The sequence below is a fragment of the Meiothermus sp. genome, from assembly GCF_037443965.1.
In the GTDB taxonomy this organism is placed as follows: Bacteria; Deinococcota; Deinococci; order Deinococcales; family Thermaceae; genus Meiothermus.
On record NZ_JBBINI010000023.1, the window covers coordinates 32108 to 48207 of the forward strand.

Annotated in this window: 12 protein-coding genes; 1 reads left to right on the forward strand and 11 read right to left on the reverse strand. The window is 61.6% G+C overall.

All coding sequences use genetic code 11. The features are described 5' to 3' along the window. Positions 1-104 precede the first annotated feature (104 nt). The 11 genes from WKI89_RS12375 to WKI89_RS12425 form a co-directional block, all read right to left on the reverse strand. Complete coding sequence (locus WKI89_RS12375) at positions 105-1007, reverse strand: hypothetical protein (protein WP_337870057.1); 903 nt, start codon at positions 1005-1007, stop codon at positions 105-107. 30 nt (positions 1008-1037) lie between these two features. Continuing rightward, entirely contained in the window at positions 1038-3821 is a 2784-nt protein-coding gene (locus tag WKI89_RS12380) for a hypothetical protein (RefSeq protein WP_337870058.1), read from the reverse strand. Between the two features lie 53 nt (positions 3822-3874). Then, positions 3875-4066: a hypothetical protein gene (locus WKI89_RS12385; protein ID WP_337870060.1), complete on the reverse strand. Its 192-nt coding sequence runs from the start codon at positions 4064-4066 to the stop codon at positions 3875-3877. Positions 4067-4134: 68 nt separating this feature from the next. After that, positions 4135-7122 carry a tetratricopeptide repeat protein gene (locus WKI89_RS12390; protein WP_337870062.1) on the reverse strand — a complete coding sequence of 996 codons (2988 nt, stop codon included), beginning with the start codon at positions 7120-7122 and terminating at the stop codon, positions 4135-4137. 310 nt (positions 7123-7432) lie between these two features. After that, on the reverse strand, positions 7433-8029 hold the full coding sequence (locus tag WKI89_RS12395; protein WP_337870064.1) for a hypothetical protein: 597 nt from the start codon (positions 8027-8029) through the stop codon (positions 7433-7435). 274 nt (positions 8030-8303) lie between these two features. Next, entirely contained in the window at positions 8304-8711 is a 408-nt protein-coding gene (locus WKI89_RS12400) for an NBR1-Ig-like domain-containing protein (protein WP_337870066.1), read from the reverse strand. A 160-nt stretch (positions 8712-8871) separates the two neighbouring features. Beyond that, positions 8872-9417 (reverse strand): hypothetical protein, encoded by a 546-nt coding sequence (locus WKI89_RS12405; RefSeq protein ID WP_337870068.1) that lies wholly within the window; start codon positions 9415-9417, stop codon positions 8872-8874. Between the two features lie 187 nt (positions 9418-9604). Further along, complete coding sequence (locus tag WKI89_RS12410; protein WP_337870070.1) at positions 9605-12073, reverse strand: hypothetical protein; 2469 nt, start codon at positions 12071-12073, stop codon at positions 9605-9607. A gap of 185 nt (positions 12074-12258) precedes the next feature. After that, complete coding sequence (locus WKI89_RS12415; protein WP_337870071.1) at positions 12259-12393, reverse strand: hypothetical protein; 135 nt, start codon at positions 12391-12393, stop codon at positions 12259-12261. Between the two features lie 24 nt (positions 12394-12417). Then, entirely contained in the window at positions 12418-13218 is an 801-nt protein-coding gene (locus WKI89_RS12420) for a hypothetical protein (RefSeq protein WP_337870072.1), read from the reverse strand. 53 nt (positions 13219-13271) lie between these two features. Further along, a complete protein-coding gene (locus tag WKI89_RS12425; RefSeq protein ID WP_337870074.1) occupies positions 13272-13829 on the reverse strand; it encodes a hypothetical protein in 558 nt (185 codons plus the stop codon). Between the two features lie 94 nt (positions 13830-13923). Here WKI89_RS12425 and WKI89_RS12430 point away from each other — a divergent pair, with 94 nt between their 5' ends. After that, positions 13924-16023: a hypothetical protein gene (locus tag WKI89_RS12430; protein WP_337870076.1), complete on the forward strand. Its 2100-nt coding sequence runs from the start codon at positions 13924-13926 to the stop codon at positions 16021-16023. The last annotated feature ends 77 nt before the right edge of the window (positions 16024-16100 follow it).

Below are 16100 nucleotides of genomic sequence, written 5' to 3' on the forward strand. Positions count from 1 at the left end.
GCGACCCTCTCGGCCCACAAAAACCCGTCGTGCAAAACAAAATGCCCAGTACGAGCAAAACTGCTGTACTGGGCGAGCCGCCTGTTTGGTTCTCGAGCGGCTAGTTACCTCGAGGCCTCAAACCAGAAGGTTTCCTGTAGCTGCAAGTCGCTGTTGACCAGCTTGGAGGGAATTCCACCCCAGTTGGCGCTCAGATAGGGCAGGGCGTTGCGGGGGATGCGCTGGATTTGCTTGTTGGTTGCGCGGAAGTTGAACTTTCGCAGCAGCTTGGCTTTGGAGCGGAACTCGAGCCCATACTCGCCATCGGCTTTCTGAAGGTCGGCCAGGGTGCAGGGGGCGTTGCTGTTGGACCGGGCCACATCGAAGCGGTAGCGCGTCCAGTGCGGCTCATCCACAAATACCTCCGACTTGCACAGCACGCTGCCGCCTTTGGTGATCTGCACCGTCACCCAGTGGTCGCTGCGGTTGGGGCCAAACTCACTGTCGGTCACCCAGCCCACCACGTAAAGGTGGGCGTTGGGGTCGCCATCTCTGGCATAGAGGTAGGCCCATCGGTCCCAGGGGCCCACCAGCCGGAAGGTTTTGTCAGGGTTGAAGGCATCGCCCGAGTCGGTGGCCCTGGCCTCGAAGGCCACCACCCCGATGTCCTGGCTGCCCATCCGCACGACCAGCTCGTACTTTCCGCCCTCACTGAGCTTGAATTTATCCGAGCCGCGCTCCTGTGGGTTCAGCCAGCCAAAGGCGGGAAAGCCGCTGACTTCTTGCAAATCTAAGCCAACCTTGTAAATCACCCCCCCACCGGCCCGGCGCAACTCCAGCGAGTAGGTCTCCCCTGCTTTGGGAAAAGCAATCTGAAGGCCGTCGAACTGGAACAGCCCGCTCTGGGGGAAGAAGCGCAGGCCCAAAAGGTCGGTGAGTTGCACGGTAGGGCGGTAGGCGGTCTGGGCTTGGGAGGGGATAGCCCCTCCCAGCAGCACCAGCACCCAAAACATAAGGTATGGTTTCATCACGACACCTCGGTGTGCACAGCCGTTGCACTAGGGCCGGGCCAGCCCGCTATGCACGTAGATGATGCGGCTCTTGGAGTTGAACCCACCGTTGCCATCCGACACCTGGGCCACGATGGTGCGGGGGCCTGGGGTGTTTAAGCGGGCGTTCACGCTGTTGCCACTGCGCCCGTTGATGTTGTCGGCGGGCTCGCTCGAGCTCCACACCGGGTTATCCCCGCTCACGGTAAAGTTGACCTGATCGCCCACGTAGATGTAACGGCTGTTGCTGGGGGCGCTGTACTGGATGCCGCCGATATTCAGGCTGAGGATTCTCGAGGGCAGAACCTCGGTGGTGTCCTTGACAGTAAGGTCGTTTAGGGTGAACCGCGTGGTGATCACCTGGCGATCCGCCATCTTTCGCACCTCGAAGCTATGCTCGCAGAATGGCCCCACCCCTCCGCTGGCCGGCACAAAAACCCCATTGGTGCTGCCCAGGCTGCGGCGTTGCAGGTTCGATCGCCAGAACACCTCGTGGGTGGGACAACCAGCCTGTGAGAACGGCCAAGTGCGGGCGGTAAGATTGGCGTAATAAGGGAACGGGATAGGCAGCCCTTCATCGCTGTTGCCTACGATATTCACGTCCGGCAAACCGTTGGGGAACTGGCACTGGTTGGCGGCCAGCTTTACCTCGAAGCTGCGGGTGCGCGAGGTTCCTTGGCTGTCGGTGAGGGTCGCGGTGAGGGTGTGGGTTCCGTTGGGCAGGTCTACCTCGAGGGTGTGCTTATCGGCCTTGGTGGTGGTGCCCAGCAGGTTGTTGCCCCTGCGCCACTGGATGGTGCCCGTGCCGGGGCCGTCTTCTTTGTCGTCGGTGCTGGCAGACAACACCACCTTGTTTGAGGCGTTGCGGGCCGCGTAACCGCTGTTGCACCCATACTTGGGGCCGATGTCGTCGAACTTGGGCGGCGAGTTGGGAGCCTGCTCGGTAAACAACTCAATATCGAAGAGGTTGACGTCCCACTCCTTGCGGAAAATGAGCAGATCAATATCCACCCCCAGGTTGCCCTCGAGGCCAAACTTCATGGTCCAGTAGGGCTGGCGGGGGTACTGGGCATTGAACTGGACGTAAGGCCCAGCCTCGGCCGAGACCCCCGCTACCCCGTAGAGCATGAGCCGCAAAGCCCCATACACCCCCGCTTTGAGTTCAGCGCTGCCCTCGATGGTCGGGCCGATGATGCCCCGCTCGTTTTTGGTGATCTCGTTGATTTTCTGGAAGCGACCATTGAAGTCCTTGTTGTACTCCGTCCCCGCTTCTATTTCGAGTTCCTGCCAGGCGCCTACCTCGAGTTCCACCCGCAGCTTGCCCTCCACATCCACCGTAAAGACCACGTCAATTACGAACACCAGCGGCCCTGCGGTGATGGTGCCCAGCGGAACCCGTGCAATCGGGATGGATTTGTGCAGGGTTTTTTCAAGGATGGCGTTGAGGCGAACCTCGGCCCGCTCGTTTAGCACAAACTTGGCCAGGAAGTATGGCTCGGAGCAGAAAGCCTTGCGGCACTGGAACTTGACCACAATTTTGGGGGTGAACTGCACAAAGCCGCTCACCGTGACGCCTTCTATCACCTCTTCGGAGAATTCTTTCCTGATCTGGCTCTGGGCCGAGGGGCCTAGTTGCTGGGCCGCATAGATAATCTGGCCGCGCTCGAGGGCCGTGGCCCGCTGGACATCGGCCTCGCTCAGCGGAAGGTCCATTTGAATGTCGCTCTCGTCCAGCAGGTCGGCCACGTTGGCCTTGGCGGTGCGAACCCGCACCTTGCCATCGCTGGTGTTTTCGATACCGGTTACACGGCGCAGAAAGCCGTTGGAGGCGGCGTTGCGGGGGGCGCTGGCGACAATGTCGCCCACGGCCAGTTCGCGCAGGTTGCCCGCCAGCCGGTTAAAGATGAGGGTTCCGTTGTCCTGGTCGAAGCTCACCAGCTCGGCCCCCGAGGCGTTGCCCAGCTCCTTGACGTTGGGTTTGAGGGCAACGTTCGCCACAAGGGGGCTGATCGGCAGGGTGGGGGGTGTGAGGGTGAGGCCCTGGGAGGGCATCGCCGATTGCACCTGGCCCTGCGCAGAGGCACCTCCAGCCCCCGGCGCCAGACTGCCCTGGAAGCTGAAGATAGTGCCCATATGGGTCTCCACGGCGGTGTAACTCAGGGCGACGGGCAGGTTTTGCTCCTGCACCTCGCCGGGGGTGCAGCCCAGCGTCTCGCCGGCCCGCACGCCCTTCAGGGCTCCAACGAGCTCGAGGTTGCCTTGCTTGAGGCTGTACGAACCGCTGAGGCCCTTCTCCTCGCAGACCCCCCTAAACTCGGCCATCCCGCTGAACTGGTAGACCGTGCCCGCGGTCGGGCCCCTGAAATTGGCGTTCTGGGCCGCTGCAATAAAGGCGATGGGGTTCAGGGTAGAGTTGGGATCCCGTGGCACCAGCCAGCCCGCCAGCACCACCTGCCCCTGAATCCGGCGCAGCCGGGCCTTCATGCGCAGTTGCCCCCGCAGCGCATCGGGCTCGAGGCCCTCATCCCCCAGGGCAATGGCCTTGAAGGGCAGCCCCTTGGGGGTGGTGCCGGAAATCTCGTAGACGGTCAGGCCGCCAATAAAGGGGTTGAACTGGGTGCTGATGGTAGCCGGCTTGAAACTACGCAGAACCTCCAGCGTCACCTGGGCCTCGGCCTGATCACCACCCGTGATAAGCTCGGCCAGCTCGGAAGGCGTGGGCGGCGTCGAGGTGCCCCCACCGCAAGCTACCAGAACCAGCCCCAATACCGCTGCCAAAATCCACTGCTTCATACCCTTACCTCCCCACTTGAACCACAGAACTCTCTCCTTGCTCCACCCCGCCCCTAGCGTCCTCTGCCCCTGACAGGTTCGGGTGGAGCCTCCATGACCCGCGTCTCGAGGTAGCTCGAGAGTTCCCTGGCGCTTTCGAATTGCCGCACCTGACCCGTACGCACGTCGCGCAGCTCGTAGGTCAGCCGACTAAGCCGCTGGGTCAGGCGCAGGATGTAACTCGAGTGAACCTTTGCGACGGCCATGCCCCCAGTCTGGTGGCTAGGCGTTCCATGGGCGTTCCAAAGTTAAGACACCCGACCCTCACGCGAGTTCAGGCTTGATTTTTGGGGGATGCCGCTACGATAGCACCCCTGATCCACTCGGCGATTTGCTGGAAGTTCAGACCCTCGACCTGGCGCATTCGAGAGGGCTCGAGACCTCCATCCTGCGAAGCGATAAACTCGCCCGCCTCGTCCCGCACCCACTGTTCGCACTCCACAGACTTGTGGAGGAAGTAAGCTAGGAAAAGCGCAGTATCTGGTAGATTTCTCGCCGCAAAAAAATTGCAGAACGACCAGACTGTGCGAGCACTATACATCAGAGCGTTCGCCTCGAGGGTCTGACTGAGGGCAACCCAGTTGGCCTGATGACCTGCCTCGTCCTCGTGCAGGGCATAATGAACATCGGCTAGGTTAACTAGGGAAATTGCCAAGGGTATCGGCTCACCCAAGGCTCGCTTGATCTCGAGACTTTGCTGGTAATACTGCTTTGCCTCTAGGTACTCCCCGCGACGCTCGCGGATATGTCCGAGGTTAGTCAGGGCTGCCGACTTCCCCCTCGGATAGTTCACAAGCTCACAAATCCGTAGGCTCTCCTGGTACATTTCGATGGCCTTCTCGACTTGCCCCGTGGACTCGAAGTTAATCCCGTAGTTGTTAAGAATTAAAGCACGCTCGGACAAATCGCCGATTTCGATGGACAAAGCGAGGGCTTGCTCGTAGTAGCGGTTGGACTCCTCGTAACGCTCCATCTGCTTCATCACCACTGCGATACGGTTCAAGATCCGACAACGTTCCGATTGCCCCCCCACTGCTTCAAACGTGCTCAATGCCTTTAGATACCAAAGCTTGGCCTCGTCCAAGGCTCCGCTGAAATGGTGATACATGGCAGTGGTGTATTGGGCCACTCCCAGAAAAACCGAAGCCTCCAAGCGCTCGAAGTGGGCTAAGCTGGCCTCCACCATTGCCTTTGAGTTCTCGTCCTCGCCAACTTTGATTAGGAAGTAGGCCTTGGTTGCCTCAAGCGCCCCCTTCAATGTTCGATCTTCGTAGTTAGCTGCCTCAAGTTTTTGCATGACCACATCAATTAAGCCGATACCGATTTTGAACAGACCTAGGATCTCAATCAGTGGGTAGAAATCAACGAGCGCTCGCCGAAGTCGTATGACATCTCGGGTCTCGGCCAGATAATGCAAGGCCGAGAAGAGATTGCCCAGTTCCCTGCGACACTGCTCGAGCGTATTGGGCTGAATTTCTCCCCGGAGCATACCTCCCCAGGCCAACAACAACCGGTAATAATAATCACTAAACTTCTCGTATACAGCGCGGTGTTCAACAAGCTCTAGCCTCTCCGCTGCAAACTGCCGCACCAGCTCGTGCAGGTCGTAGCGCCCGTCCTCACCCCGCCGTAGCAGGGCTTGGTTGATAAAGCGCAGCAATAGCCCCAGGTGCGCCCCCGCCAAGCTCTGGGCGGCCTCGAGGGTGAACCCTCCCCGGAAAACCGAGAGTTTGGCCAGCACCGCCTGCTCGGCCTCGGTCAAAAGCTGCCAGGTGTACTCGAGGATAGCCCGCAGGCTGCGGTGGCGCTCGGGCAGGTCGCGCTGGGAGGTTTGCAATAGCTCGAAGCTGTGGCCCAGTTGGGCCAGAATCTCCCCTACCACCAGGCCGCGCACCCAGGTGGCCAGGAGTTCGATGGCCAGCGGCATACCCTGTACCCGGCGGGTCAGCTCGGCGATGGCCTCGAGGGTCGCGGGGGTGATCACAAAGCTGCTCGAAAGCCGCTCGGCCCGCGCGATGAACAGCCGCACCGCGTCGAAGCCGTCCAGGTCTTCTTCGGTCTGGGGGGGTGGGTAGCTCAGGCCCTCCAGGTCGAAGAGCCACTCACCGGGGAGCTCCAGGGCCACCCTCGAGGTCACCAGCAGCTTGAGGCCTGGGGCCTGGGCCAGCAGTTCCTCCAGCAAAGGGGCGCCCTCCAGCAGGTGCTCGAAGTTATCCAGCAGCAAGAGCAGCGTCTTGCCGCGCAGGTAGTTGAGCAACTGAGTCTTGGGGTCGGTAGGCCCCGCAAAGGTAAAGCCCAGGGCACTGGCAATGCTCGAGACCAACTGCTCGGGCGAGGCCACCCCGGCCAGTGCCACCAGCCAGACCCCGTCGTCGAAGCGCTGGGTCTGCTGGGAGGCCAGCTCGAGGGCCAGGCGGGTCTTACCCATGCCGCCCAGCCCCACCACCGTCAGCAAGCGGCAGTTGGGGTTGGTCAGTTGGCGGTTCAGCGCCCGGAGTTCGCGGCTTCGCCCAATCAAGCGGGTGCTGGCCGCGGGCAGGTTGTGCCGGGGATGGGCTGCGGCTGGGTTTTGGGAATCCAGACCATCGGCAAGCGCACGGGTAGACTCCAGGGGCTCCACCCCCAGCTCGAGCTTCAGGCTGCGGCGGAAGCGTTCGAAGACCTCCTGGGCCTGGGCCAACCGCCCCGCCGCGCGCAGAACCCGGATTTGGGCCTGCACGGCCTTCTCGTCCAGCGGGTCTGCGGCCAGCAGCTTGGAGAGCCAGCGTTCGGCCCCCAGCCAGTCGGCCTGGGTTTCCAGCAGCCGCACCTGCTCCATCAGCGCGCTGCGCCAGGCCCGCGCCAAATCCTGGCGCTCGAGCTCCAGCCAGGCCTCGTAGCCGCTCAGGTCGGGAAAGGCCAGCCCCTGCAAAAAGGGGCCCCCGTAGAGCTCGAGGGCCCCTGCCCAGTCGCGGCGCTCGAGGGCCGCCCGAAAGGCTTGCACATCGGTGGGGATGCAGAGCCGCAAGCGCGTGGCTTCGGCTTCCAGCACCCCCGCCCAGCCCTGCTGGCGCAGCCGGTAGACCAGCTTGCGCAGGTTGGCAAAAGCAGCGGCCTCGTCGGCCTCGGGGCTGTAGAGGTAGGCCAGCTCGCTGCGCCGCACCCAGTCGCCGCGCTGGGCCAGGTAATAGCCCAGCGCGGCAGGACGATCCAGCGGCAACTCGCTCCCCACCCCATCCACCTCGAGTCGGGGCATACCCAGCAGTCGCAGCCGCACTTCCATTACATTTGATTGTATAGAAAAACCCCATTTGAGGCGATGTATTTCGACCCTTGCACAAAGAAGGCGACCTTGGGGCCTTGCTAGAGCGCTTGGCAATTATTGGGCCACATACAACTGGATGGCTTTGTCCTGCACAGCACAGTGGCCTTCCGGAGGGGAGACCACGTCTGTGAAGAGTGCGATAATTGCTTGCCTTAAAGCTACTCTTCGAATTATCCCTCCACTTCGTGAGCAAGTTGGCAGTGGCCTGGACGCAGTTCGCTCAAAAAGCTTTTAGCCACCCGCCGGTCCTTGATCCGTCGAAGATCTATTAGTTCCGAACCGCGCAGTAGTTGTTCCAGCCCCCCTGGCCCACCTGTCCGGGGTTGCTCAGGAGGATGGTGTATCTGGCTGCACCCCCAGAAAAGTCCACATTGTTGAGGGTGAAGTTCACCCCGCTGTAACGCTTGCTAAAGCTGGTGGATCGCCTCGAGCCAAACGCCCGTTGCAGCACATTCAAAAACTCGCCGGGTTGATTGAGGGCTTTGAGTTGGGATGGGGGCACACCCAGGCAAGTCGCCGCCGTAAAGAGCAGTTGCAAGGTGTTGGCGGTGGCAGCCTGAATCTGGCTATATGGGCCGGAGAAAGAAAAGCTAATGGTGTCGGCGGCCGTGCCCGACCTCGAGGCCAGCACCAGTCCAAAGCTAGCAACGCCCGCTTGGGTATATACATCGCGCAGGGTAAGGCCGTAGCTGTAGCTTTGCTTGAACCCGTTGAGGGCCAGTGGCTTGGGAGCGGTCATGGCTACCAATGCCTTGCCGTTGATGAAAGCTTGGCGAATGGAAATTGCCGCGCCGCTTTGGGCCAAACCCACACCCAACAAAGCCACCGACATCAGCCCAACTGCCCGGTTCCAAAGTGTGTTCATGGTTTTCCTCCTTGGCTCAATGCAGAGCGGTAGAGAGGGCTTTACAAAGCCGCAGTCCTTGGGCCACCTCGATAGGTGAAACCCGCCTAGCTTCCAGAGCGCCCAACCCACGGAGGTGACCAGGGATTGTAGAGCGCAGTCTTGATCGAGGCCGAGCCGTTTATTTCCAGCAGGTGCTGGCTGGATTCTGCCCCGGCAGATTTGGCTCCAGCGGCTGGGCCTGAAGGGCGTGGTACGGCATTGGTTTCATCGCGGGTCTCCTCTTACGGCCGTTTTACTCGACTACCCTTATGGTTCGTGTCACACGATCGCCGAAATCGTCATGCCCATTGGACATCACCCATTCCAACCGATACTCCCCAAGATAGGGGGGGCCTTCGATTTCATACGAGAAGGCGTGGGATTCACCAGGAGCCACGGGGTCCTTTAGCTCGAGATGGGGAGTCAGATGCTCACGCTGGGTCGGGCTGCCAGAGGGGCCGCGCACAATCCTGACTCTCAGAAAGTATTTACGGGCTTGCCAAGTGGTGGTTCCGTTATTCGTAACCTTCACGCTCACCCGATAGGTGCGCCCGACCTGAACCCGATTGGGAATATCTACGTCACTCGAGCGCATCTGGGCATCGTCGCGCAGGGTCTGACCAAGGGCAGACGTGAGCAGGACCTGCAGCACTACAGACATTAGTAAACTGAGCAAAATCTTCATGGCGACTCCTTGGTGCTCTGGTAACTTAATTTCTGGGATGGATTTAGCCCTTTATGACCTGGGAGTTGCTTTGAGCGCTTCATTCCGGGAACTTCACTGAATATCCATCTTTGACTTACCAAACCACTTAGCCCAGCTACTTGACGCTGATCTCGAGGGTGAAGTCGGCTGACGTCATTTCGGCGGGGCCACTGACCCCAATCACGATGCCCTCGCTCCGGGTGCTCATGGTGATATAGCGGGTGTGGTCTTGGGTCTGGTTTTTGAAGGGCCGATCCCACTTGAAGTCGGCCTCGCAGCTCCGCACGCTTTGGAGGTTGGGCGGTAACTGGTAACCGTTGCTGGCATAGACCCACAAACTGAGGTTGGCGTTAGGGTCGCTGGGGATCACCCTAACCGTCAGTTCGCCAATCCCAGTCAGCTTGGTTTGGGTGGCAAAAATCACATGCTTGGCAGCGAACTTGTGGGCTTGCAACTGGACAAAGCAGGCCACGCTCGAGCGCCAAGCCCAGGAGAGGTCGGGGATAGCGATGCCGTTCTCCAACTTCCCGCTTACCATCACCACCTTACCCCGCTCTACGGGCGCAACCACGGTGACGTGGGGGGGCCAACTACTCTGGGCGGAAATCATCGGAAACGCTAGGACAAACAGCATAATGATGAAGCGGCGAATTGCAGTCATATACACCTCGTGTTCTTGGAGCAGGGTTGCTGTCGTAGGTTGGCATCCCCGCAAGACCTGCCATGAGCGGTACAGGTTGACGGATAGCTGCAAGGAAACCAAGTAAACAGTGGTTAGGGCATCTAGGGAATCAGGAATCTGAGATGGCGGGGTGAGAAGGATCTACCTTCTCACCCCGGCATTGTGTTTAGGGTTTAGCCAGTGCGGGGAGCACGTTCACCTTTAAGCTTTTGCTACTAAAGCCGCCGTCGGGGGTCTTGGCCGTCACGGTCAGGGTGCGAACCCCGGGCGTGGCGAAGCTCACGCCGGTGCTGGAGCTGCCGGGGCTGGTGAAGGTGTCGGCGGGGTTGGAGGAGGTCCATCTCAAGGTGGCGTTGGTCGCGGTGGCGCTGAAGTTTACGTTGTCATCCTCGTAGACGTAGGCACTCCCGCTGGGGTTGGTCTGGGTGATCTGGCCCAGGTTGGGGTTGCTGCGGGTCTGGGTGAGCGCCCCCAGCTCGAGGCTGTCGCTGGCGGTGGCCCCGTTATGGGTCACGGTCGCGGTAATGGTTTGGGGAACCGCTGGATTAAAGGTGTGGGCGAAGCTGTGGCACTTCTGGTTCTGCCCACTGGCGCAGGGGCCGCCGTTGCTGGTACCCAGCAGGCCCGCCACGTCGGAGCGCCAGGTAACCTGGCAGCAGCTCAGGCTCAAACCGGCCTGGGTGGTAGCTTTGAGGGTGAAGGGCTGGCCTTCGACGATTATGAGCGGTGGGCTGTTGGTGATGCTGACGGTGGGGGGCACGTCCCCCAGGGGGCAGCCCGACACCACCTCGATCTGGAGGGTCTTGCTGCCAGTTTTGCCTTTGGAGTCGGTCACGGTGGCGGTGATGGTGTGCTGGCCATTGGAAAGGTTGTAGCTGGGCTGGTGCTTGCTGCCCGGACTGGTGGTGCCCAGGAAACCGTTGACGTTCGAACTCCAGCTCACCGTGCCCTGGCCCTTGCCATCCTCGGCGTCGTCGGTGTTGGCGTCCAGGGTCACCAGGTTGCTGGACACGCCGCGCGGCACGGTGCCATCGGAGCAGGTGACCACTGGGATCAGGCTGGTAACCACCGGGGCGGTGTTGGGGGCGATGGCGATGGTCCAACTGGTGTCGAAGAGCGGGATGGAGAACTCCTCCTGCCAGATGATGATGTCGAGGTCTACGCCAATGTCCCCGCGCAGGCCGCCGGTGAGTTCCCAGGCGGGGTCGCGGGGGATACCGGCCTCTAAGTGGGCATATAGCTCGATGCCCGCCGAGACGCCCGCCACCCCGTAGAGCATCAGGCGGCCCTCCACCCCCAGGCTGGCCTCGGCCTCGAGGTCGGCCTCAAAACTGGGGGGGTCGGCGCTGAAGGACTTGCTGAAGCTGTCAATGGTATCCCAGCCGCTGCCCGACTTGTACTCGACCCCTGCCTCGAAGCTGATGGTCTGCTCGGCGCGGAACTCCATCCCCACGCTCACCTCGCCGCTCATGTTCACCTCCACCACAATCTCCGGGGTGAAGACCAGGAAGGCGGCCGTGATGGGCGGCAGCACGATACGGGCCAGTTGGAAGGTCTGGTCCTCCTCCCAGACCAGGTTGCCAGTGACGGTCAACTCGGTGGTCTCGGTCATCTCGAACTTGGCCAGGAAGTCGGGCTTGCTGCACAAAAAGCCCGTGCAGTCCAGGTCAATCACGATCTTGGGCTCTAAGGTCAGCTTGCCGTTCACCTTGAGCTGGTCGTCGGTGGTGGAGTTGTTGCCATCCTGGTCGAAGATGACCTTGTTGATGTTGACCACAATGTCGTCGAAGAGGGCCTGTGCGCTCACCTGCGGGGCTGCCGCGTAGAGGGTCTGGCCCTGTGCCAGGGCCGCGCCCTGCTGCACGTCGGCGGCGGTGTAGCGCCGCTCGATACGCAGGTCGGAGCGCTTGAGGGCGTCCTTGAGGTTGGCCCGGGTGGTGGTCACGGTGATGGCCCCGTTGGCCCCACCGATCTCCCGCACCCGGCGCAGGAAGCCGTTGGGGGCCTTGGGGCGGGGCGTGGCCACGACTACGTCCCCCACCCTCAGGCCCGCCAGGCTGCCCGCGAGCTCTTTGAAGACCATGGTGCCGGTCTTGAGGTCGAAGCTCAGGAGCTGCGCGGCGGCGGCGGCGTCCATCACCCGCACCCCGTCGGCGGCCTCCACGTCCACGAAGCCGATGCTCTGGGGCAGTTGCTCGCCCACCGTGAGGGCGAAGACCGGAAGCACGAAACTGTTCCCGCCCACGCTGCCGGGGCCGCCCAGCAGCACGCCCATCCGGGTCTGCACGGCGGTGAGGTTGAGCACGCTTTGCAGGGTGGGGGCCAGTTTGGTCCCAGGAGCGCAGGGGGCTTGCCCCTCGAACAGCCCGATCAGCACGCCCTTGTTGCTCTGGCCCTGGCTGCTCTGGTTAAAGGCCCCGGCCAGGGTGCTGCTGCCGCAGACCAGGGCCGACTCCCCACTACCACGCAGCTCGAAGGCGGTGCCCGGCTGTGGGCCGCTGAAGGTGGTGCTTGGGCCGGTAGCCAGGAAGGGCAGGGTGAGCACCGAAGCCGACTGGGCGGTTTGAACCTGCACCGCCATACCCCGCAGCACCCGCTTGCCCTGGATCTGGGCGGCCGTGGCCTGGATGCGCATCTTGCCCTGGAAACCCAGGATGGCCGCGTCCGCCGAGACCCCGTAGAAGATTATCTTCAGCTCCTTGCCGCCGGGGGTCTTGCCGGTTGCCTCGAGCAGGAGCGGGGTGTCGGCTGTGGGAAGGGCCTGGGTGGTGAGGGTCTGGGTCTTTAGGCTCGCCAGCGGCTGAACGGTGATCTCGGCGTCTATCTCGCCACCAGCAGCCCCCTGGAGCAGCTCCTCGAGGCCATCTGATGCACCTCGGGTGCTCTAGGCGGAGAGCACGCTGCCAGGGCCATCAGGAACACAATAAGCAGCAGAAAAAACTTGAATTGGCTCATAGTAAATCTCCGGTTACCTGGGCTCTAGAGCCCGATCAGAACAGCGATGATCCCGCGCGGGGCACCGTCGGGCCGGGTCAGGGTGCCCTGGGCCTTGCCCACCACCCCGACGATGGTGCGCACGGCCTCAACCTTGGCACTCAGCAAAGCCGGGCTGGCCGCGGCCCTGCCGACGCCGATGGGCGAGGAGAGCAGACCGGCGCTCGAGGCCTTCTGCTCTGGCAGCAGGGCCGCCCCCGCCGCGAAAGGCCCGCCCTGAGCGGTCTCGAGGAAGGCCAGGGCGCCGGTCTGGGTGACGCCAAAGCTATACAAGGAGATGAGGGTGTTCTCCAGCTCGAGCGAGCGGACGTTGCCGGGGAGGGTGCTGTCCTTGTTCACCAGCACCAGCGCCACGCCCGCGCAACTGGAGCAGGTGGCGGCAGCCTGGGGGCTGTTGACAAACGCCGCCCCCACCAGTGCCGGAATTCCACCCGACACCACCCGCCGAGCCCGTATCCGCATGGGCTGTTCTTGGCTCAAGGCATCCTTGCTGGTGGAGAGCAACAGGGCCTTAAAGGCCCGCCCGCCAGGGGTGCTGCCCTCGGCCTCGAGGAAGAAGTAGGAGATGCCCCCGAGCTCAAGGAGGGCGCTCGAGACCTGGCTGCTGCCAACAGCCTTGAACCTGAGTTCGGCCTCGACCTCTCCGTTGACATCTGGGCTGGCCGCAATCTCCGAGATAGCTCCCATGGTCGGCGCGGGTGGGGTATCGGATCCGGGAGGGGTGCAGGCGGTCAAACCAAGGGCAACTGCGGCCAAGACTGCCAATACAGCGTGGGTTCTTTTCATTTCGATCTCCTTTGCTTGGAACTTCCCACCGCAATGGGAAGACATCCCAAACCTCATAGGCCTATCCATGCCTCCACTGGATGGGCTGGGCCTAGGTCAAAGTGCAACACCTGGGTATCGCGTAAATAGACTCCCTGCTCCAACGCGGCTTGCTCGATAAAGGCCACCGGCGACGAACCAGGATGATGCCCGATAAATCCATAGCGCTGGAAGGGTGGGTTCACCTCTATAGCCTGGCCCAGCAACACCGGGGCGCCTTGGGCCGTAAAGCCCATGGCTTGCACCACCTGGGCCTGTATCTGCAGGGTGTGGGGGGGATGCCCTGCCCGGCCCAGCAGGGTGCCCTCGAGGGCCTGGACACCCGCAATACGACCCTCAAACCTGTAAAGCTGTAGTGCAGAAGCTGGCAAAGCGCCACCGATGGCCAGATGTTCTGCGGATTGGATTTTTTTGATCTGTACCTTAACTTCGGTGACGACCAGGCCCCGTGTATTAGCCAAGGCCATTAACGCAGCCAGGTGGTCGTCGCGACCCAGTGAGCCTCGGCCCACCCACAAAATCCCCAGGGCCAAAGCCCCCAACATCAGCCAACTTCCACCCAAGCTTGTCATCGCTCACCTCCAGATGGCAGCTTGCCAGGGGGCTCTTGACAGGGGCTTGACGGACTCTTAACAGCGTGCGCTGGTACAAAGGTACAATCGAAGGATGAAGCTGGCCAGCTTCGGCAAGGTGGGTTTGGAGGGGGTTGCTTTCTCGCGGCCCAAACCCTTGCTGCTGCTGGCCTACGTGACCCTGGAGGGCCCGCAGGAACGGCGCAAACTGGCCGAGCTGTTTTGGCAAGAAGGAGGCTCCAAAGCACTGGGCAATCTTTCGGTGGTGCTGGCCCAGTTCAAAAAAGAGGGAGCCGCCGAGGTTTTCCCCGACAAGCCAGGGGTCAACCCCCTGCCCAGCCAGGTCGGCTGCGACGCTTTAGAGTTCCTCGAGGCCCTAGAAGTGCGCGATCTCGAGCGGGCCATCGGGCTTTACGGCGGGCCTTTTCTGCACGATCTGGGCAAACCCGTGGAGGCGCTCGAGGTCTCCGATGAACTCCTGGACTGGGTGCTGGAGAAGCGAGAGTTCTTCGCACAGAAAGCCCAGCAGGCGATGCTCGAGCGGGCCGAGGAGCTGGTGGGGCAGCAGCCCAAACAGGCTCGAGCCTTGGCCGAGCGGGCCTATTCGTTGATCGAGGCCCCGGAGTTAGAACCCGCCCTGTTGACCCGTCTCCAGCAGTTACTGGCCCAGACCGGGAGTGATCTGAGCCGACGGGTGGGCTCGGCGGCAAAGGCCAGCCTCGATGACCTGCCCGAGACAGCCCGCAGGGTATTTCTGGCCCTAGCCCTGCAGGAACAGCCCAACCTCACCATCGTGCGAAGTGCCCTCGAGACCTCCTTAGGTGAACTCTCCCAGGCCCACGAAACCCTGATTCTTTCAGGACTGATAGACGCCAATAACCGCGTATTGGCCGGAGGAAGCGCCCAGGGCTGGCTCGAGGCCCATTCCAGCGAACGTCTCTCGCTGCTGCTGGCCCTGGCCCGCCACACCCCGCCCGAGGCGGCCTATGCTTTGTATCGCCAGATTCTCGAGCACACCCAGGGGTTTGGCGGGGTGGGGGATTTGCTCCGTGCCCGGACTGCCTACACCACCAGGGCCAAAACCCTGATGGACGGGCTCAAGTTTGCCGAGGCCGCAGCCCTCCTTGAGCAAATCCGTGCTGTCGAGCGGGTGCTGGAGACCGACCCCGACTCGGAGAGCCGGTTCCTGGAAGCCTACGCGCTCGAGCGGTTGGGGCGCTTCAAGGAGGCCCTCGAATTGCTCCAAGCCCTGCCAGAAAAGCTCCGCAACCCCAATATCATAGCGCTCGAGTCGGTGTTGCTGTGGCGGCGGGGAATGCCCCAGGAGGCCCAGCAGGCCGCCTGGAGCGTTTTAGAAAGCGGGGTGAACTGGCTGTGGGCCAAGGCCACCGCCAACAACACCCTGGGCTATCTCGCTGGGTCGCGCGGAGACTTTCTCGAGGCTGCCTCCTACTTCAAAAAAGCTGCTGCTTTGTTCCAAACCGCAGGGGCCAGGGATCGCTGGGTGGGAAGCCTCAACAATTACGCCATAGAGCTGGACAAAATCGCCAGGGAAGCCGAAAAAAAAGGAGTGGATGCCACCGCCCTCGAGTCTGCCAGAGCCGAAGCCGAACAAGCCTACCGCCAAGCGCTGGAAGCCTTGGATCAAGCAGGCGAGAATCCTCTTCTGCGGGCAAGAATTCTACTCAACCTAGGCATTCTTTGGGAGCGCCGCAAAGACTGGGCTAGGGCAGAGGCTCAATACCTCGAAGCCGTTCCTTTTGCCGAGGCAGTCGGTGCTTTGGAAATCATCGCTCGACTGCACCTGAATCTGGGGTACACTTATTCCGCCCAACGCAATTTTGCTGAGGCCAGGTCACGTTTCAGCAATGCTCTGCACTTCGCGTCTAAAGCTGGTGAGTTGCTAACCCAGGGTGTAGCCATGGCCCACCTCGCCGACTTGGACGACGATCCCGATGTATTGGAGGTTGCCTTGTCGCTCATGGAGCAGAGTGGGCACCTAGATGAGGTGGGGGATTTCCTAGTGAACTACGAGGGTGTGCTGAAGCGGTTGATTGGCAAAGCGCATACCCTCGAGCACCACGAAAAAGTGCGGCGCCTCGAGGGTCGGTTGGTTGCTTTGTATCAGCAGTACCGAAAAGACGATGGTTCGATGGATTCACACGTCCTACCATCTCCCCCCCGGCAAAACTGACCGCCAGAAATAGGATCGCCAACCTCCCAGGCTGCTGTTAAGAACCTGTTAAGACCTCACTGCTACTTCTGTAGTTG